Origin of the sequence: Xenorhabdus sp. TS4 (genome assembly GCF_014467265.1) — a bacterium.
GTDB lineage: Bacteria > Pseudomonadota > Gammaproteobacteria > Enterobacterales > Enterobacteriaceae > Xenorhabdus > Xenorhabdus ehlersii.
Map to the genome: position 1 here is coordinate 111,822 of NZ_NKHQ01000024.1, position 19,574 is coordinate 131,395.

General features: G+C 43.0%; 16 protein-coding genes. 8 read left to right on the forward strand and 8 right to left on the reverse strand.

Translation table 11 applies throughout. The features are described from left to right. Positions 1–104: 104 nt before the first annotated feature. The 5 genes from aceF to ampD all read right to left on the reverse strand — a co-directional run bounded on the left by aceF (position 105) and on the right by ampD (position 7,632). Positions 105–1,934, reverse strand: a complete 1,830-nt coding sequence (aceF, locus tag Xets_RS11930; protein ID WP_187651722.1) for a pyruvate dehydrogenase complex dihydrolipoyllysine-residue acetyltransferase — start codon at positions 1,932–1,934, stop codon at positions 105–107. 13 nt (positions 1,935–1,947) lie between these two features. Continuing rightward, on the reverse strand, positions 1,948–4,611 hold the full coding sequence (aceE, locus tag Xets_RS11935) for a pyruvate dehydrogenase (acetyl-transferring), homodimeric type (protein WP_099131627.1): 2,664 nt from the start codon (positions 4,609–4,611) through the stop codon (positions 1,948–1,950). A 238-nt stretch (positions 4,612–4,849) separates the two neighbouring features. Then, entirely contained in the window at positions 4,850–5,614 is a 765-nt protein-coding gene (gene pdhR / locus Xets_RS11940) for a pyruvate dehydrogenase complex transcriptional repressor PdhR (RefSeq protein ID WP_099131626.1), read from the reverse strand. A gap of 615 nt (positions 5,615–6,229) precedes the next feature. Beyond that, the gene (ampE, locus tag Xets_RS11945) at positions 6,230–7,084 is read right to left on the reverse strand and encodes a beta-lactamase regulator AmpE (RefSeq protein ID WP_099131625.1); all 855 of its coding nucleotides are present in this window, start codon (positions 7,082–7,084) and stop codon (positions 6,230–6,232) included. Then, positions 7,081–7,632, reverse strand: a complete 552-nt coding sequence (gene ampD / locus Xets_RS11950) for a 1,6-anhydro-N-acetylmuramyl-L-alanine amidase AmpD (RefSeq protein WP_099131624.1) — start codon at positions 7,630–7,632, stop codon at positions 7,081–7,083. Before ampD ends, ampE begins: the two co-directional genes overlap by 4 nt. 375 nt (positions 7,633–8,007) lie before the next feature. On the opposite strand from ampD, the gene ppdD reads away from it, so the two are divergent. The 6 genes from ppdD to yacG all read left to right on the forward strand — a co-directional run bounded on the left by ppdD (position 8,008) and on the right by yacG (position 13,137). After that, a complete protein-coding gene (gene ppdD / locus Xets_RS11955) occupies positions 8,008–8,430 on the forward strand; it encodes a prepilin peptidase-dependent pilin (protein WP_099131623.1) in 423 nt (140 codons plus the stop codon). Between the two features lie 79 nt (positions 8,431–8,509). Beyond that, complete coding sequence (gene gspE, locus Xets_RS11960; protein WP_099131622.1) at positions 8,510–10,054, forward strand: type II secretion system protein GspE; 1,545 nt, start codon at positions 8,510–8,512, stop codon at positions 10,052–10,054. Beyond that, entirely contained in the window at positions 10,051–11,250 is a 1,200-nt protein-coding gene (hofC, locus tag Xets_RS11965; protein ID WP_187651723.1) for a protein transport protein HofC, read from the forward strand. The genes gspE and hofC overlap by 4 nt, the downstream gene beginning before the upstream one ends. A gap of 132 nt (positions 11,251–11,382) precedes the next feature. Further along, positions 11,383–12,006, forward strand: coding sequence for a dephospho-CoA kinase (gene coaE / locus Xets_RS11970; protein ID WP_099131620.1), 624 nt, complete (start codon positions 11,383–11,385; stop codon positions 12,004–12,006). Next, positions 11,999–12,757, forward strand: coding sequence for a cell division protein ZapD (zapD, locus tag Xets_RS11975; protein ID WP_187651724.1), 759 nt, complete (start codon positions 11,999–12,001; stop codon positions 12,755–12,757). The genes coaE and zapD overlap by 8 nt, the downstream gene beginning before the upstream one ends. A 185-nt stretch (positions 12,758–12,942) precedes the next feature. Beyond that, the gene (gene yacG / locus Xets_RS11980) at positions 12,943–13,137 is read left to right on the forward strand and encodes a DNA gyrase inhibitor YacG (RefSeq protein ID WP_099131618.1); all 195 of its coding nucleotides are present in this window, start codon (positions 12,943–12,945) and stop codon (positions 13,135–13,137) included. Between the two features lie 98 nt (positions 13,138–13,235). Here the strand turns inward: yacG and mutT are convergent, their stop codons facing one another. After that, on the reverse strand, positions 13,236–13,640 hold the full coding sequence (gene mutT, locus Xets_RS11985) for an 8-oxo-dGTP diphosphatase MutT (protein ID WP_099131617.1): 405 nt from the start codon (positions 13,638–13,640) through the stop codon (positions 13,236–13,238). 230 nt (positions 13,641–13,870) lie between these two features. Here mutT and Xets_RS11990 point away from each other — a divergent pair, with 230 nt between their 5' ends. Then, a complete protein-coding gene (locus Xets_RS11990; RefSeq protein WP_187651725.1) occupies positions 13,871–15,454 on the forward strand; it encodes an ATP-binding cassette domain-containing protein in 1,584 nt (527 codons plus the stop codon). A 147-nt stretch (positions 15,455–15,601) separates the two neighbouring features. On the opposite strand, the gene secA is transcribed toward Xets_RS11990, so the two are convergent. Continuing rightward, on the reverse strand, positions 15,602–18,310 hold the full coding sequence (gene secA, locus Xets_RS11995; protein ID WP_099131615.1) for a preprotein translocase subunit SecA: 2,709 nt from the start codon (positions 18,308–18,310) through the stop codon (positions 15,602–15,604). A gap of 93 nt (positions 18,311–18,403) precedes the next feature. Further along, entirely contained in the window at positions 18,404–18,958 is a 555-nt protein-coding gene (gene secM, locus Xets_RS12000) for a secA translation cis-regulator SecM (protein ID WP_099131614.1), read from the reverse strand. A 37-nt stretch (positions 18,959–18,995) separates the two neighbouring features. Between secM and Xets_RS12005 the strand changes: the two genes are divergently transcribed. Further along, a complete protein-coding gene (locus Xets_RS12005; RefSeq protein WP_099131613.1) occupies positions 18,996–19,532 on the forward strand; it encodes a DUF721 domain-containing protein in 537 nt (178 codons plus the stop codon). Positions 19,533–19,574: the final 42 nt, after the last annotated feature.

A 19,574-nucleotide genomic window follows, 5' to 3' on the forward strand; every position in this document is an offset into this window, starting at 1 on the left:
CTGAAAAGCGCGTTAACGTGACAGAAATCCCAACCTGCCAGATGCAAGGTGAAAATCTCTGTCACGGTAGTAATCATTAGGCCGGTTATTTACCGGCCTTTGCATTACATGACCAAACGGCGGATGTCGCTCATCAATTGATTAATATAAGTGATGAAACGTGCACCATCTGCTCCGTCGATCACACGATGGTCGAAAGACAGAGACATAGGCAGAATCAGACGTGGAACAAATTCCTTGCCATTCCAGACTGGTTTCATGGAAGAACGAGACAGACCCATGATTGCCACTTCTGGCGCATTCACAATTGGTGCAAAACCGGTAGTACCGATACCACCCAGGCTAGAGATGGTGAAGCAACCACCCTGCATGTCGGAAGCGGTCAGCTTACCAGCACGTGCTTTCTTAGAAACTTCAGCCAATTCTCTGGACAGTTCCATGATGCCTTTCTTGTTGACGTCCTTGAATACAGGAACAACCAGGCCGTTAGGTGTATCAACCGCAATACCGATGTTGACATATTTTTTCAGGATCAGCTTCTGGCCATCTTCAGAAATGGAGCTGTTAAAGCGAGGCATTGCTTCCAGTGCTTTCGCAGCGGCTTTCATGACGAACACCAGCGGAGTGATTTTCACGCCCAGCTGTTTCTTCTCAGCTTCTTTGTTCTGCTGTTTACGGAACTCTTCAACTTCAGTGATATCCGCTTCATCGAACAGATTAACGTGAGGGATCATGACCCAGTTGCGGCTGAGGTTAGCACCAGAAATTTTCTGGATACGGCTCATTTCAACTTCTTCGATTTCACCAAATTTGCTGAAATCAACTTTTGGCCAAGGCAGCATACCTGGCAGACCACCGCCCGCAGCCGCAGGTGCTGCTTCCGCACGTTTAATCGCATCTTTCACATAAGACTGAACGTCTTCGCGCAGGATGCGACCTTTACGGCCAGTACCTTTTACTTTAGCCAGATTTACGCCAAATTCACGAGCCAGACGACGAATGACTGGAGTAGCGTGAACATAAGCGTCATTTTCAGCAAATTCATTTTTGCCTTCTGCTGGCGCTGGTGCCGCTTTCGCAGGTTCAGCCGCCGGAGCCGGAGCCGCCGCTGGTGCTGCCACAGGGGCTGCACCCGCAACTTCAAATACCATGATCAGAGAACCGGTTTTAACTTTATCACCAGCCGCAATTTTGATCTCTTTCACAGTACCTGCAAAGGGTGCAGGAACTTCCATCGAAGCCTTGTCACCTTCAACCGTGATCAGTGACTGCTCTTCAGCAATAGTATCACCTACTTTTACCATGATTTCGGTCACTTCAACTTCGTCACCACCGATATCTGGTACGTTGACTTCTTTGACCGCAGAAGCCGCAGCCGGTGCTGCCGCTGGAGCTGCACCAGAACCTGCCACGTCAAATACCATGATCAGAGAACCGGTTTTAACTTTATCGCCTGCCGCAATTTTGATCTCTTTCACAGTACCTGCAAAGGGTGCAGGAACTTCCATTGACGCCTTGTCACCTTCAACAGTAATCAGTGACTGCTCTTCAGTAACAGTATCACCTACTTTTACCATGATTTCGGTCACTTCAACTTCGTCACCACCGATATCTGGCACATTCACTTCTTTGCTTTCTACTGCTGCTGGTGCCGCTGCTGCTGGCGCTGCTTGCTGCGCAGGTGCCGCTTCTGCTGCACCGTTTGCGGATTCAAAAACCATAATCAGTTTGCCGGTTGCAACTTTATCGCCAACCACAACTTTGATTTCTTTAACTACACCCGCCTGTGGAGAAGGAACTTCCATAGAAGCTTTGTCACCTTCAACCGTGATCAGTGACTGTTCTGCTTCTACTGTGTCACCAACTTTCACCAGAATCTCGGTAACTTCAACTTCATCTGCACCAATATCAGGTACGTTAATTTCGATAGACATTAATCTTTACCTCTTATGCCAGACGTGGGTTAACTTTTTCTGGGTTGATGTTGTATTTCTTGATAGCGTCTTCAACGACTTTCACATCAACTTCGCCACGTTTAGCCAGTTCACCCAGAGCTGCAACAACCACATAAGAAGCATCAACTTCAAAGTGATGACGCAAGTTTTCACGGCTGTCAGAACGACCGAAACCGTCGGTGCCCAATACACGATAGTCGCTTGCAGGAACGAAGTTACGTACTTGCTCTGCAAACAGTTTCATATAGTCAGTAGAAGCAACTGCTGGAGCTTCATTCATGATCTGAGCAATATAAGGAACGCGAGGTTCTTCTGATGGGTGCAACATGTTCCAACGCTCACAATCCTGGCCATCACGAGCCAGTTCCGTGAAGGAAGTTACGCTGTACACATCGGAACCGATGCCGTATTCAGCAGACAGGATTTTCGCTGCTTCACGAACATGACGCAGGATAGAGCCAGAGCCCAGCAGCTGAATTTGACCTTTCGCACCTTCCAGGCTTTCCAGCTTGTAGATACCTTTACGGATGCCTTCTTCAGCACCTTCAGGCATGGCTGGCATGTGGTAGTTTTCGTTCAGTGTGGTGATGTAGTAGTAGATATTCTCTTGTTTCTCACCATACATACGCTCCAAACCATCTTGCATGATAACAGCAACTTCGAAAGCGAACGCTGGATCGTAAGAGATACAGTTAGGAATAGTCAGAGACTGAATATGGCTGTGGCCATCTTCATGCTGCAAACCTTCACCGTTCAGAGTTGTACGACCAGAAGTACCACCAACCAGGAAGCCGCGAGCTTGCTGGTCACCCGCTGCCCAACACAGATCACCGATACGCTGGAATCCGAACATGGAGTAGTAGATGTAGAATGGGATCATTGGCAAGTTGTTGGTGCTGTAAGAAGTTGCAGCAGCCAGCCAAGATGAAGCAGCACCCAGTTCGTTGATACCTTCTTGCAGGATCTGGCCTTTTGCGTCTTCTTTATAGTATGCAACTTGCTCACGGTCTTGCGGAGTATACTGCTGACCATTAGGGCTGTAGATACCGATTTGACGGAACAGACCTTCCATACCGAAGGTACGGGCTTCGTCAGCAATAATTGGAACCAGACGATCTTTGATTGACTTGTTCTTCAGCATAACGTTCAGTGCACGAACGAAAGCGATAGTGGTAGAAATTTCTTTGGATTGTTCTTCCAGCAGAGAACTGAATTCTTCCAGCGCTGGAATTTCCAGTTTCTCGTCGAAATTAACGCGACGGCTTGGTACATAACCACCCAGTGCGTTACGACGCTCATGCAGATATTTAGATTCTTCAGAGTCTTTGTCGAAAGTTACATATGACAAGTTTTCGATCTGCTCATCAGATACAGGCACACTGAAACGATCGCGGAATTGACGAACGCCTTCCATGTTCATTTTTTTAACCTGGTGAGCGATGTTCTTACCTTCAGCGGTATCACCCATACCGTAACCTTTGATGGTCTGAGCCAAGATTACAGTTGGTTTGCCAGTGGTATCCTGTGCTTTTTTCAGTGCAGCGTAAACTTTCTTCGGATCGTGACCACCACGGTTCAAAGCCCAAATTTCGTCATCAGTCATATCTTTAACTAATGCAGCAGTTTCTGGGTAACGACCGAAGAAGTGTTCACGAACATAAGCGCCATCTTTAGACTTGAATGTCTGATAGTCGCCGTCCAGCGTTTCGTTCATCAATTGAACCAGTTTACCGCTGGTGTCTTTACGCAGCAGTTCGTCCCAACGCTCACCCCACAGGACTTTCAGTACCTGCCAGCCAGCACCGCCGAAGATACCTTCCAGCTCGTTAACAATTTTGCCGTTACCGGTTACTGGGCCATCCAGACGCTGCAAGTTACAGTTGATGATGAATACCAGGTTATCCAGTTTTTCACGAGTTGCGATAGTGATCGCACCTTTAGATTCTGGTTCATCCATTTCACCGTCGCCCAGGAAAGCGTAAACGGTTTGTTTAGAGGTATCTTTCAGACCACGATTTTCCAGATATTTTAGGAATTTAGCCTGATAAATAGCGGAGATTGGTCCCAGACCCATTGAAACAGTTGGGAACTGCCAGAAGTCCGGCATCAATTTTGGATGCGGGTAAGAAGACAGGCCATTACCACCGATTTCTTGACGGAAGTTGTTCATCTGTTCTTCAGTCAGACGACCTTCAAGGAAAGCACGGGCGTAAACGCCTGGAGAAATGTGACCCTGGAAGTATACCAAATCACCGCCATCATTTTCGTTACGAGCGCGGAAGAAGTGGTTAAAACAAACTTCATAAACAGTAGCGGAAGACTGGAATGAAGCCATGTGACCACCCAGTTCCAGATCTTTTTTAGATGCGCGCAGAACGGTCATCACCGCATTCCAGCGGATAGCAGAGCGGATACGGCGCTCTAAATCCAGGTTGCCAGGGTAAGCAGGCTCATCCTCAACAGGAATAGTGTTGATGTAATTGCGGCTTGCAGCACCTGCAGCAACATTAACGCCACCTTTACGAGCTTCGTTCAAAACCTGATCAATCAGGAACTGAGCACGCTCAACACCTTCTTCACGGATGACCGATTCGATCGCCTGTAACCAATCGCGAGTTTCGATCGGATCCACGTCATTTTTCAAAATATCTGACATGGTGTATTCCTTATCTGTTATCTATTTCTAATGGTTATTGGAGCCTATCTTCTGGTCATACCTTTTGACGAAACTGCCTGTTATGACCGGAAGATAGGCCCTGCTATATATTGCCGCTAAAACTCTCGGTAAAGAGTCGACAACTGTACAAACGCAGCAGTCAGGATCTGTACAGTTAAGTTAGAACCTATCCCATTCGGGAATGTGATTTGTCTACGACGCCCTAAGGGACAGGCTCTTATTCCTGATGTTGCTGGAGCCGCCTCAATGAACGCTCACGACGAGTACGCTCACGAGTCAGATCCAATAAAACTTCTTCAATAAAGGCCAAATGACGATGAGAAGCCTCACGGGCTTTTTCCGGTTCTCTCGCCATGATAGAGCGAAAAATTTCAGCCCTATGGTCACTAACTGCTGCCAACATTTCTTTACGGGTATAAATGACTTCAAAATTGCGCCTGATATTTTGTTCTAACATTGGGATCATACAGCGCAATAAATGCAGCAATACCACATTATGGGCAGCTTCCGTGACAACAAGTTGGTATTGCAAGACAGCATCAGATTCCGCATTCACATCACCACTTTGTTGTGCTTCTTGAATGGCAAGATGGCTTTGCTCAATGCGTTGGAAATCCTCATCAGTTCCTCTCAGGGCTGCATAATAAGCAGCAATCCCCTCTAACGCATGACGCGCTTCAAGGAGATCGAACTGGGATTCTTGATTCTCTGCAATAAGTTGGGCAAGTGGGTCGCTGAAACTTTGCCACAGATTGTTCTGTACGAAAGTTCCGCCCCCTTGACGACGGAAAAGAAAGCCTTTGGCTTCCAATTTTTGAATGGCTTCGCGCAATGAAGGACGTGATACTTCAAACTGCTTTGCTAGCTCACGCTCAGGCAGCAGTTTTTCTCCCGGGCGTAGCGAGCCTTCGAGAATGAGCTGTTCAAGACGCTGCTCAATCACATCTGATAACTTTGGTTGGCGAATCTTGCTATAGGCCATATCTGCTGTAAGCCATTCAATAAGTAAATGTTGCTTTGGACTATGCCCTGCTCAACTAAGTCTCACTGACTAAATCTTAGTCATTAAACCCTAGTTAACAGGTCAAAGTCAATTGGTAATACCAATTTAGAATACAGGGTCTTAAAGTAACAAAGTATTCACTAGCTGTCTATAAAGACCTTGGGCTAAATCATAAAAATCTGCAAATTTTAACAAAAGATTTTAAATTTTATTAGAAAATTATAACCGAAGAGGATTTTCAGATGAGAGATATTAAGAAGATTTAACGTTTTTCAAACGCATAGATGAGTAAAGTGAAACGTTACAGCAAGATAACAAATCGGAATTTATGCAAAAAATATGAATTAAAATTCAAGGTAAAAATCATTACAGACAATCCATAAGTCAATCAAAATAGCCAAACTCAAATAGCGACTCCCGATGCCACTGGTAAGCTCAAGCCGCTATCCCTAAAAATTCCCCCAGCGCTATTCTTGTTGCCATAGCAATGTATCAATTTCCTTATACCAAGACTTATTATTCTAAGAGCAAAATAATTTTAAAAAGAAAATCAAAAAATAAAGGGCCTACCTAGCCCTCTATCTCTCTTGTTTGTCAAACTAATGCCCCATAAATCGTCAACAATGCGACAATAATCACAATAGTAAAGGTAGCTTTTTTCGCTAACGTTACAGCAGCAACAGGCGTTTCTATAGGGTCAAGATGGGGTTCTTTACTTAATGCAAATTGTGCTAATTGACTGATTACCTTGTATTGTGATGACCGAAAATCAGTGAGTGATGCAATCCAAGCGGGTAAGGCTTTCTCTCCATGTCCTAACAAAGCATAGGCAATACCTGCCAATCGTGCAGGAAGCCAATCCAGCCAATGCAGTATGCCGTCAACGCCAGATTGTGCTCTCTGCACTGCCGTTGCGTGCTGGGCCAACCAACTTTGATAAGCTCTGAGGCAACCATATCCCATCAAAACCGCCGGACCGAATTTACCCAATACAGCCAACCAAAAAATAGGGGCAAGATAATAACGGAAATTTATCCAAATCAATGAATTCTGTATCTCACGTAAGCGCTCTTCTTTTGTGGTGTCAGGTAATGTTCCCTGAATCATCGTCAGACGAGCAAGATACTTTTTCTGCTGTCCAAAATCATCCTGGCGCACAGCCTGGAGATATCCACGGTAATCATGCCGCAACCTGCCTGCGCCAATACATAACAGACTGATTATGATACCCAGCACAATCGCCAGAATACCAAAAGCAACAGAGCTAGAAATATCAATAAGCTTCCATGTCAATAAAGCGACCAGAAAGGTCATGCCCAAGCTACCCCATAGTGAATGTGATTTGAGTCTGGCAAAAGCCGGGACTAAATAGCGTTCCAGTTGCCAGTGATCCCTCATCTTAAAAACACGTTCCCATGCCAGTATTAACAATAGAATAAAGAGAGTCATCCAACTCGCTCCTTCAATAATTGACGGTAATGTTCCCAATAAAAATAAGGTCCGGGATCGGTTTTCCTTCCCGGCGCGATATCGCTGTGTCCTGTAATATTGTCACGAATATCAGGATATTGGCTAATAAGCAGCTCAGTAACTTCCGCTAATTTAGTGTACTGAATTTCAGTAAATTCCTCATAATCTGTGCCTTCCAGTTCAATGCCTATCGAAAAATCATTACATTTATCACGGTCACAGTAGCAGGAAACACCAGCATGCCAAGCTCTTTTATTGAAAGGAACATATTGTACAATCTCACCATCACGCCGGATTAAGCAGTGAGCAGAAACACGTAAGTGCTTAATTTCATCAAAAAAAGGATCGGTTTTAGGATCTAATGTTCCCATAAATAATTGATCAATATAAGGGCCACCAAACTTGCCAGGAGGTAAACTAATGTTATGAATAACCAATAATGCTGGTGTTTCTCCTTCTGGGCGCAGATCACAATGCGGGGAAATAACCTTTCTCGCACCATCAATCCACCCTTCATGCAGCTTCATTCTTTTACCTCCCCCCTTAATATTTAATATCACCTTGCCAAAATCACTATTCCAATATGACCAATATCAATCAGCTTCATTAAGCGTAATGCCATGGCTTAAAGTGTAACAGGTTAGCATGTTAGCACCTTCAATCGGCCAATATATCGGGTGTTTTCTTATTTACGGGCAGGCTCGAAAAATTTGTGCAAAAAAATGTAATATAAAGTTATTTTTTCGAGCTGGCTTCATAATTTTTATTAACCATATTTTATTTTTCTCTTTTTTCTCCATGATTATTGGCGCCGATACCCAATAGATTGCAACTTAAAAGATGAGGGGTATATCTGCTATTGAACATGGCAATCAACCCAGAGATGTATACAAGGAGAAAAAATGAAGCAACAAGGATTTACATTAATTGAAGTGATGGTTGTTATGGCTATCGTGTCTATTCTCGGCGCAATTGCCATTCCCAGTTATCAGGGATATATCCAAAAAGCCGCATTAACCGATATGCTACAAGCTATTGTGCCTTATAAATCTGGTGTGGAACTGTGTCGCTTCGAGGCTGAAAATTATAAAAATTGTCACTCTGGTCATCCCTCCATTCCATCAGGTCACAATAGCCGCTATATCAGCACCATCTCAGTAAAAGAGGGGGAGATAACGATAGTGGGTCAGCAAAACCTTAATGGACTCCATGCCTCGTTAAAACCTATTCAAGATACGAAGACTGGTTTCACTCAATGGAACGCGATTTGTGAATCTGAAAATGAATCGTTAAAACTAAAATGTCAGGAAACCTTGAAATTTTAAACACCTCCTTTCATTCCTGACAGGCTTTAAATGGAAGAGAAAACAATTAAGTCACGCCAATATTAAAGAAATAAAGATAATGATAAATAAGGATCATCTCTTAATGGAAAAAGAAATAAAAGAACTGTGTCAACGACATCAGGCCATTTTTATAAAAAAAGATTTCCATACGATCACAATTGCCTGTAATAAATCACCTAATGAGGATTTCATTGCTGCACTGAGATTTATTTCAGGTTTAATCGTTAATGTAGATATTTATCCACAAGCAAAAATAGAATCAATGTTGACAGAAGAAAATTCATTAATGTCAGCAAAAAATTACTGCTCAGAAAGTGATGAAGAAGAACCGTACCGTATAGATCGCCTTGATAGCCGCCATGCTCATTATAATGATGCAATACAAACCAATAATCTCCATGATGAGGAAATAGACACACCTATTATTCAATTAATTAATCAGACAATATTAACTTCAATACAAAAAAGAGCTTCAGATATTCACTTTGAACCATCTCAACGTGGCTACCAAATACGTATTCGAGTTGATGGTACATTACATACCATGCAGGCACCTCCTCCTCAAATGAATACGGGTATTCCTGCCCGCTTAAAAATTATGGCAAAGCTCAATATTGCTGAAAAACGCCAGCCTCAAGATGGGCAATTTGACTGGAGTGACAACAAAAACAGTTATGCGATTCGTATATCAACACTCCCCACACTACATGGGGAAAAAATAGTCCTGCGTATTTTAAATACCATACATCAACTATCTCTGGAACAGTTAGGGCTGCCTGAACCACAATTACAACTTTTAAAACAGAAACTCCATTTACCACAAGGGATGATTTTAGTCACTGGCCCGACGGGTAGCGGGAAAACTGTCACATTGTATAGCTGCCTGCAATATTTAAATCAGGCGCAAAAGAATATCTGTAGTGTCGAAGATCCTGTCGAAATTCCTTTAAATGGCATCAACCAAACGCCTGTTAATAACAAAATTGGTCTCGATTTCGCCAAAGTCCTCAGGGCATTATTGCGGCAAGATCCCGATATCATTATGGTTGGCGAGATCCGTGACAATGAAACCGCTGAAATATCAATGAAAGCGGCTCAAACAGGCCACTTGGTTTTATCAACCCTGCATACCAATTCCACTATTGATACGTTATCTCGCCTGCATAATCTGGGAATTTCTGGCTATACCACAACCTCATGTGTGAAATTGATTATTGCACAGCGACTGGTTCGTAAGCTCTGCCCCCATTGTCGACAACAAGACAGTATACCCACAGAAATCCCTAATATTACTGGTTCAACAGAGGGGGCTATTTCTGTAAGACCAGGTTCTACAAGACAATCATTCTCTATAAAAAAATGGAATGCGGTCGGTTGTGATCACTGTTTTTCTGGTTATTACGGCAGAACTGCCATCTATGAATTTCTCGAAATCAAACCTGAACTCCAGCAAGCCCTGTCTGAGTGTTCTAACGCCAGCCTTTCACATTTACTTGCCTTACAACAAGATGCAACGCTTTTTTCAGCAGGACTGACATTAGCGGAAAAAGGAATAACCACTCTTGAAGAGATTTATCAGATTACAGGCCATGAGACAGTATGAAAATAGAATATATTTACCAATGGCAGGCAATTAACAAGAATGGAAAAGCCATAACAGGAGAGAGTATTGGGCACAGTAAAAAAAGTGTATTCCAATACCTCAGCCATCTCGATCTTCAACCCTATGCCATTAAATGTAAAAAAATTATTCATTACAGCAAAAAGGAAGTTGCCTATCGCCTGCATTTTATTCACCAGTTAAGTACGTTACTGACTTCAGGCATCCCTTTACTCAAGGGACTGACTATTTTACTGCAAGAGTGTAAATATGCTCTCTGGCGATGTGTATTGGCGGATATAATTCAGAAAATTCGTCAGGGAGAAGCATTCTCCGCCACACTCGAACACTATCCGAAGCTATTTTCTCCCTTGTTTTGTCAACTTATCGCAGTAGGAGAACAAACCGGTCAGCTTGAAAACTGCTGCCAATTAATCATTAGTCGGTTGGAACAGCAAAATAAGCTGGGGAAGAAAATTCAAAAGGCTTATCACTATCCCTTGATAGTCGCTTTTGTGAGCTTTTTGGTTATTATTCTGATGTTGATTTTTGTTCTGCCAGAATTCCGACAAGTCTATTCTTCGCTAAATGCCACCCTGCCCTTGTTAACACGGTGGGTTCTATCAGGTTCTGATTTATTAATCCATCATGGCGTATTACTACTGTTAATAATATTTATATTATTAACCAGTTATCTATGGCTACGTCACCGTTTTCCCATTTTTAAAGCAAAAGAAAAAATGTTCTTCCTGAGACTCCCTATTTTTAAACAACTCACAATTTATCAACAAACTAATCAAATATTTCATATTCTGTTTATGACACAGAAAGCGGGATTAACACTAATGACAGGGCTTGAATGTGCCCTCAGTGCAACTCAGCATCCTGTTTTTATCGCTGGAGTGAAAAACCTGCACAGGCAAATTCAACAAGGCATTCCAATAAGTGACGCATTGAAACAAACAGCATATTTTCCTGCGTTATGCCAACAATTTGTCATGATAGGTGAAGAATCAGGAGAATTAGAATTATTTTTATTCAATCTTGCAGAATGGTATCAAGAAAAGTCAATCAACCTTGCTGATAGTTTGGTTCAATCATTAGAACCTTTGTTGATGTTAATAATGGCTTTGATTGTCGGTTTATTATTACTGGCTATGTACCTGCCCATTTTTCAATTAGGCGCCATATTAACCTAACAAGGTATTTACATGTTTTGTTATCTTTTCTCAAAACTGCCAAAGCAAGAATTGTACGTGTTTGTTTATAGCCCATCAGCTTCCCTTGAGTTACAATTTGATTATGCTATCAGAGATATTTAAAGGGATAGAATGACTTATATTGTTGCACTTACGGGTGGAATTGGTAGCGGTAAAACGACTATCTCTAATGTATTTTCATCCCTTGGTGTCCCGCTTGTTGATGCAGATATTATCGCCAGAGAAGTTGTAGCGCCTGGCACCCCCGCACTACAAGCAATCACAGAACACTTTGGGGCCGATATATTATTGCCCAATGGCAGCCTTAATCGTGCCATGTTGCGCCAAAAAATTTTTGCTGCCCCAGAAGAGAAACAGTGGCTCAATGCACTTTTACATCCACTGATCCAAATAGAAACACAGCGGCAATTAAACCAGGTGACTGCCTCCTATGTCATCTGGGTAGTTCCTTTGCTCATTGAAAACAATTTAATGCATTTGGCAGAGCGTGTTTTAGTTGTTGATGTCCCAGTTGAAGTACAGATTACCCGAACCATGGCTCGTGATGGAGTAAGCCGTGAGCAAGTAGAAAATATTCTGGCTGCACAGGCCAGCCGTCAGGACAGACTGGAAAAGGCAGATGATGTCATCGTTAACCACAACAGTGAACAGGATATTACCTCTCGTGTGGTCGAGCTACATCAACAGTATTTAAAACAAGCAAAATCAGTCAGACAGGAAAACCGTAATGAGTGATGCAACCTCCACTATTATTTTTGAACATCCACTCAATGAAAAAATGCGTTCATGGTTGAGGATTGAGTCTTCACTGCAACAGTTGGAAAAACAACGTCATCTGGATTCTCAGGCGAGTAGCCTTTCGTTTTTCCGTACAATTGCTGAATTAATTGAGATCATGGAACGCGGTGAAGTCCGTTCTGAGCTATTGAAAGAGTTGGATCGCCAGCAAGCGAAATTAAAACAATGGCTCGGCGCTCCGAATGCCGATACGGCTATGATCCATAGTTTGACAGAGCAACTTAAAGAACGCAGTATTGCCTTGAACCAAGCTCCACGGCTTAACCAATTTATCAAAGAAGATCGTATTATCAGCATGGTACGTCAACGTCTCAGCATTCCTGGTGGATGTTGTAGTTTTGACTTGCCAACATTGCACCTGTGGCTGCATTTGCCACAATCTGTCAGGGATAAATCCGTCGCAGCCTGGCTGGACAGCCTTCGTCCATTACAACAAGCCTTAGAAAGCATTCTGGAACTCATACGCCACTCCGCCGTTTTCACCCCTAAAATCAGCCATAACGGATTTTATCAGGGGAATGCCGATGAAGCCGATTTGTTGAGATTAAAATTGGACGTGGTACCAGATACATTGGTTTACCCACAAGTCTCCGGCTACAAAACACGTTTCGCCATCCGTTTTTTACCAATGGAGAGTGAGCATGGTGTTGTACCTGCCCATTTGTCATTTGAATTGGCCTGCTGTTAACATATGTCCAATAGATTTAAAATTGCAGAACGACAGTAAGGGAATAAACTCCCAATAACATGACTCATTCTGTATTTATATAACTCTGCATTTATCAATACATCACTGAAACAATGAGTTCAGCTAACAAAGCTGCGATATGAGAATGGAGGGTATGACCTTCAAATCAAGCGGGAGAGTGTATTATGTCTGAAGTATTGACTGTCGAATGTCCAACGTGTGGCAACACGGTAGTATGGGGAGAAATTAGTCCATATCGCCCATTTTGCAGTAAACGTTGCCAATTAATCGACTTGGGTGAATGGGCCAGCGAAGAAAAACGAATAGCAAGCCAAAGTGACTGTTCAGAAAATGATAACTGGAGCGAACAGCCTGAATAATATAAGTAATATCACGTAACGTATGTTATAGCGGTGCCTGTTTTATTTGGCGCCGCTTATATTGAATGATTTAACCACCCTAATTTATTAAAAATCCTTTAGCGTGAACCATTTTGGGTTAGAAAGCCGACAATACTACGGTTTGCTGGAGGAAATTCATCAGCAATTAATTCTGATTGTAAAACCCAACGGGAAGGTTGCCCTTCTTTACCAAACGGCTTATCTTTCCATTCATCAACCAGGAAAAAATCAAGGGTGATACTTCTATCAGGAAAATCATGTTTGATGGTGTCAATTAATTCACAATGCGTTACTGTGATCCCAACTTCTTCCTTTAATTCTCTAATCAATGCTTGTTCAGGTGTTTCTCCCTGTTCAAGTTTTCCTCCAGGGAACTCCCAAAAACCACCCATATGTGAATCAGCCCTACGCTGAGTGATAAAAATTTCATCATTGCTATTTTTAATAATACCTGCTGCAATATGCAGATGTTTTTTTTCCATAATCGCTTTTCTTACCGTCTATTATTCAACTTAAGTAACTATCCCTTGCAGATTACATTAGAATGAGTTTAAGCCGCAAATTTGTATTTCATGCAAAGTGTAATCGCTTTTTATTACCAATTACCTCTCTGGAAAAAACAAATCATGTGAAAACAAGCTGTAAACAGTGTCAGAAATTAACCTACAAATAGATTGAAATAACTATTTTAAGAATTAAGGACGCACGGTTTATGCTAAATGACGTTCAATCATTGATCGAAGCACGGCAAATCGCCTATCAATTTTCTGGTGAAACAACGCCCCTATTTTCTGGTATCGATATATTTTTAAATGCAGAACAACATGCGTTAGTTGGACGCAATGGTATTGGTAAATCCTGGCTGGCATCAATACTGGCACAGCAGACCCTTCCCACAGAAGGTAGTGTAAGACATTTTTGTGAGGTGGGCTATTTGTCACAAGATTTAACACCTTTTTCCGGTAATGCCGCGGATATGCTGGGATTAACCAAAATCATGAAAGCCAATGAACGTGTCCTGGCTGGGGTTGGTGATGAAGCAGATTTTGATGCTATGGAAGGAAACTGGGATTGGCAATTTCAAACTGAATCTTTACTGGCAGAAGGTGAACTCAATCCAAGCGTATTAAATCAACCTTTTAATTCCTTGAGCGGTGGAGAACAAACACGGATCAGGTTGTTGGCGCTGAAGCGTCAAAGCGCAGGTTTTATGATTCTGGATGAACCAAGCAATCACCTTGATCGACAAGGCCGCCTTTGGCTGGTTCAATGGTTAAGTGCTTTTGATGGCGGAGTTATGCTGGTTACCCATGATAGCCAACTATTACAGCATGTATCAGTTGTTTACGAACTCAGCGGATTAGGGTTATCCCGCAGTATCGGTGGATGGGAAATCTGGCTGGAAAGTAAAGAGCAACTCCAGCTGGGCATTCAACGTGAAGTGGAGCAAACCAGAAAAAGCCTAAAACAAGCCTTACGTGATAAGCAAAAAGATCGTGAGAAGATCAGCAAAAGGCAAATTCAGGGTAAGCAACGGCGGGAAAATGCCAATCAGGCTAAAATCCTTCTTGATCACGCATTAGGACGCTCAGAAGCAACATTATCACGGATAGCAAAACAAAATGAAGAGCGATTGCAACGCAGCTCTTCATTAGCTACAGAAGCCAGAGCAAAACTCGAAATTATCGATCCGCTGTCAATCGCTGTTGCGACTCCACAAGCAGCAACTTCTCCGTTACTTTATCTTCAGGATGTCATTCTGCCCTTCGGCTCCGGCACTCCCATTAGTTTAACCATCAATAATGGTGATCGGATCGCTATCACAGGTAAAAATGGCAGCGGAAAATCCACCTTATTAAAGGTAATGACAGGTTCACTGGTTCCGAAACAGGGTATCTGTCGTATCACTTCTTCACACAGTCTGATGGATCAGCATTTTTCGTTCCTTGATAAAAACCAATCTGCGCTACATAACTTTCAATTACAGTCACCAGGCTGGACAGAAGATCGTTACCGTACTCGGTTGGCACAATTGCGTATTCGCGGTGAGGAAGCCTTGAAACCTATCGGTTATCTCAGTGGAGGAGAACAACTTAAGGTCGCGCTGGCTTGCCTGTTTTGTGGGCCATATGCACCTGCCCTACTGTTATTGGATGAACCAGATAATCATCTGGATATTGAATCACGTGAACTGCTGCAAAAAGCGCTACATGATTATACAGGAGCGATGGTACTTATTTCCCACGACGATAATTTCATTGAAAATGTAGGCAACATGCAGGAATTAGTATTGTGACAAAACCCTCAAATCTATTTCTTAAGCAAGTTCCATTGAAGAATATTCTTGCAGAATAAGATCTAAGGGTTTTCGATAAATTAACCCATGCCAGTGGTAACTGAATTCGCCACTGGCACGAATTTTTTGCTTATAAACTCACTCTACTTATAAGCGACCGTGGCAATGCTTATATTTTTTACCAGAACCACATGGGCAAGGATCATTGCGTCCAACTTTACGTTCTCCCGTTGCTATTTGAGCTTCGGCCTTTGACATCAACGCACCCTGTTCAACTTCATGACTCAAATGTTGTTGTTTTGCCAAACGCTCAGCTTCTTCACGACGCTGCTGTTCAAGCGCCTCAACTTCTTCCGGCATTCTAACCTGAACTTTGCTCAAGGTACTGATCACTTCATATTTCAGTGATTCCAGCATATTGGCAAACATGGCAAAAGATTCGCGTTTGTACTCTTGTTTTGGATCTTTCTGAGCGTAACCACGCAAGTGAATGCCTTGACGGAGGTAATCCATCGCTGCCAGGTGCTCTTTCCACAATGTATCCAGGGTTTGCAACATGATGCCTTTTTCAAAGTTACGCATCATTTCTGCACCGACAATTTCTTCTTTTTGCTTATAAACTTCTATCGCCTTCTCAAGAATACGTTCACGCAATGTTTCTTCGTGCAATTCAGGCTCTTTGTCCAACCACTCTTTGACTGGCAGATTCAAATCGAAATCGTTGCTTAAACGTTCTTGCAATCCTTCAACATCCCACATTTCTTCCAATGATTGCGGTGGAATGTAAGCATCAATTGTTGCCTTGAAGACATCTTCTCGGATGCTGGTGATAGTTTCGCTAACATCACTCACATCAAGCAAGTCGTTACGCTGAGCATAAATTGCCCTGCGCTGATCGTTCGCAACATCATCATATTCCAGCAATTGTTTACGGATATCAAAGTTACGGCTCTCAACTTTACGCTGAGCATTCGCAATAGCTTTAGTCACCCATGGGTGCTCAATTGCTTCCCCTGGCTGCATACCAAGTTTACGCATCATACCGGTCACACGATCGGAAGCAAAAATGCGCATCAAGGAATCTTCCATTGAGAGGTAGAAACGTGAAGAACCCGCATCACCCTGACGGCCTGCTCGACCACGTAACTGGTTATCTATACGGCGTGATTCATGACGTTCCGTACCGATAATATGTAAGCCGCCTGCTGCCAATACCGCATCATGGCGCTCTTGCCATTCTGCCTTGATTTTCTCGATTTGTGCTTCAGTTGGCTCTTCCAATTTAGCGATTTCCGACTGCCAACTCCCCCCCAACATGATGTCTGTACCACGTCCCGCCATGTTGGTTGCAATCGTCACTGTACCAGCCTGACCAGCCTGCGCGATGATGTCAGCTTCCAATGCGTGGAATTTTGCGTTCAGAACGTTATGTGCAATACCTGCTTTCGTTAATGCGTTAGACACCAATTCCGATTTCTCAATCGATATTGTCCCCACCAAAACAGGCTGCCCATTACTTGTCCGCTCTCTAATGTCTTCAATGATCGCCTCAATTTTTTCCACTTCTGTCATATAGACCAGATCCGATAAATCCTGACGGATCATTGGGCGATTAGTTGGAATAACGATGGTATCTAGTTTATAAATGGATCTGAATTCAAAGGCTTCCGTGTCGGCTGTCCCTGTCATCCCTGCCAATTTTTCGTATATACGGAAATAGTTCTGGAATGTGATTGAAGCCAGCGTCTGGTTTTCATTCTGAATCTCAACACCTTCTTTCGCTTCCACAGCTTGGTGCAAGCCATCAGACCAACGACGTCCTTGCATAGTACGCCCGGTATGTTCATCAACGATGATAACCTCGCCTTCTTTAACGATATAATCAACATCGCGGGTAAACAGAGCATGAGCGCGCAGAGCGGCTGTCACATGGTGCATCAGCATGATATTAGTCGGTGAATACAAGGATTCGCCTTCATCCATCAATTTGGCATCCACCAATAACTCTTCAATCAATATCAGGCCACGCTCTGTCAGGTTGACTTGGCGTGCTTTTTCATCAACAGAGAAATGTCCTTCCCCTTGGAAGGTATCTGAATCCTCTTTCTCCTGACGAACCAGTTTCGGGATCAGCTTGTCTACTTTGATATAAAGCTCAGAGCTGTCTTCCGCAGGTCCAGAAATAATCAGTGGGGTACGAGCTTCGTCGATCAGAATCGAGTCAACTTCGTCCACCAACGCATAGTGCAATTTGCGTTGAACTCGCTCTTCTGGACTAAATGCCATATTGTCACGCAAATAGTCAAAGCCAAACTCATTGTTAGTACCGTAAGTGATATCCCTAGCATAAGCTTCACGTTTTGCCGGTGCTGGCATACCCGGTAAGTTAATGCCGACACTCAAACCAAGAAACTCAAACAGTGGGCGGTTATTTTCAGCATCGCGCTGTGCCAGGTAATCGTTCACGGTCACAATGTGAACGCCTTTACCACTTAGGGCATTAAGATAAGCTGGCAATGTTGCGGTCAGTGTTTTACCTTCACCTGTACGCATCTCTGCTATACAGCGTTCATTCAAGACCATCCCGCCCAGTAGCTGCACATCAAAGTGACGCATACCAAATACACGTTTACTGGCTTCACGCACAGTAGCAAACGCTTCTGGCAGAATTTTATCCAGTGATTCTCCCTCTTTTAAACGGGCACGAAATTGCTCTGTCTTCGCTTTCAGTTCTTCATCAGAGAGTTTTTCAAAATCCGGCTCCATGCGGCTGATTTCATCAACCACTTTGCGCAAACGACGCAAGGTACGGTCATTACGGCTACCAAAAATCTTTGTCAGTAATTTAATCAGCATAATTAGTACATCTCAAATAGGGCTATTGTTGTAGCCAATCAATCATTTATTAAAAATTGCCTTATTACACTTCATTGAAATAAGGCAGTAGCATTAAAGCAAAAATAGATGATTGAGCGTTGGCCCTGCCCTAATTCCCTGAACTTTAGCAATCCAGAGAGCTGGAGTATGGGTATCAGGAAGCACGGCATCAGCCAGCGCAACATCTGAGATCATTTCTTCAAATGGCGCTGGTGCTTGTGTCAGCATAGCATGCAACGTATCCAGCATCAGTTGTTGCATGGATGGAGAAGAAATCCGGGTACTTTCTTTTGCGCCTTCGTACTTGATTGGTTCTGCAACCGAAAAAGCAAAAGAAAGTTGACGGATCACATTACGAACGGCATGTTGCTGCCAATAATTTAAATAATTAGCGGGTTGGCGCTGGACACTTTTTAATTGGAGTAAGTGTAATTTAAATAAGTGCTCAAAAGAGGAAAATGCCTGGTGACGGCTTCCTTGGGCAGAAGAGGTATTTGTATGATGCAGACTTTCTGCCACTCCAGCGAAAACAGTAGGAACACCAATTCCTGTAGCAACCATGCCCAGTAAAAGGTGAGACCAAAAATAACGCCTACCAAATTGTCGCCAAAGATTTAAAATACTCATTAATCCTTCATTAATAAATACTGGAACTGCCCTTATTATGCGAGATAGCCGCCCACAATCACTGGATAAGCTGTTTGAAGACGCGGCAACTGTCGGAAAAAGCCCACTTCAAATCATTCAACAACATGCCATCGCATTATTGAAACTCAACCGTGCCGTTCTCAGTTTGCTTCCTGCACAATTGCACCCATGGTGCAGGGTTGCCAATTATCGCAAACAAATTCTGGTACTGGAAGCAGGAAATGCCAGTTGGATGACCCGGCTGCGTTATGAAATTCCTGTCTTGCTGTCTACATTGAGGAGCGAAATTCTACCATCTTTATCCTCAATCGACATCAGGATTAACCCATCATTAATGGTTAAGTGTGATAATAATGAACAAGGATTCTCAAAATTATCAACAAAAGTACTCAGTAATGATAATCAGGAATTACCAAAGCGCCAGCTCACTCATGAAAGCGCAAAAACATTAATGATATTGGCTGAAAACAGCCCTGAAAAATTAAAAAGGAAATTGGAGCGGTTGGCTGCGCTGGCCGGAGAGGGTACCAGTACAGCCAAAAAGAAGCGTTAGCGCTGAATAAAAAACATCAGCGAAAGAAGCGTGACAGATAGC

Excerpts from the sequence above, each read along its gene's own strand:
- aceF (WP_187651722.1), bottom strand. The coding sequence starts at position 1,934 with ATGTCTATCGAAATTAACGTACCTGATATTGGTGCAGATGAAGTTGAA.
- aceE (WP_099131627.1), bottom strand. The coding sequence starts at position 4,611 with ATGTCAGATATTTTGAAAAATGACGTGGATCCGATCGAAACTCGCGAT.
- pdhR (WP_099131626.1), bottom strand. The coding sequence starts at position 5,614 with ATGGCCTATAGCAAGATTCGCCAACCAAAGTTATCAGATGTGATTGAG.
- ampE (WP_099131625.1), bottom strand. The coding sequence starts at position 7,084 with ATGACTCTCTTTATTCTATTGTTAATACTGGCATGGGAACGTGTTTTT.
- ampD (WP_099131624.1), bottom strand. The coding sequence starts at position 7,632 with ATGAAGCTGCATGAAGGGTGGATTGATGGTGCGAGAAAGGTTATTTCC.
- ppdD (WP_099131623.1), top strand. The coding sequence starts at position 8,008 with ATGAAGCAACAAGGATTTACATTAATTGAAGTGATGGTTGTTATGGCT.
- gspE (WP_099131622.1), top strand. The coding sequence starts at position 8,510 with ATGATAAATAAGGATCATCTCTTAATGGAAAAAGAAATAAAAGAACTG.
- hofC (WP_187651723.1), top strand. The coding sequence starts at position 10,051 with ATGAAAATAGAATATATTTACCAATGGCAGGCAATTAACAAGAATGGA.
- coaE (WP_099131620.1), top strand. The coding sequence starts at position 11,383 with ATGACTTATATTGTTGCACTTACGGGTGGAATTGGTAGCGGTAAAACG.
- zapD (WP_187651724.1), top strand. The coding sequence starts at position 11,999 with ATGAGTGATGCAACCTCCACTATTATTTTTGAACATCCACTCAATGAA.
- yacG (WP_099131618.1), top strand. The coding sequence starts at position 12,943 with ATGTCTGAAGTATTGACTGTCGAATGTCCAACGTGTGGCAACACGGTA.
- mutT (WP_099131617.1), bottom strand. The coding sequence starts at position 13,640 with ATGGAAAAAAAACATCTGCATATTGCAGCAGGTATTATTAAAAATAGC.
- Xets_RS11990 (WP_187651725.1), top strand. The coding sequence starts at position 13,871 with ATGCTAAATGACGTTCAATCATTGATCGAAGCACGGCAAATCGCCTAT.
- secA (WP_099131615.1), bottom strand. The coding sequence starts at position 18,310 with ATGCTGATTAAATTACTGACAAAGATTTTTGGTAGCCGTAATGACCGT.
- secM (WP_099131614.1), bottom strand. The coding sequence starts at position 18,958 with ATGAGTATTTTAAATCTTTGGCGACAATTTGGTAGGCGTTATTTTTGG.
- Xets_RS12005 (WP_099131613.1), top strand. The coding sequence starts at position 18,996 with ATGCGAGATAGCCGCCCACAATCACTGGATAAGCTGTTTGAAGACGCG.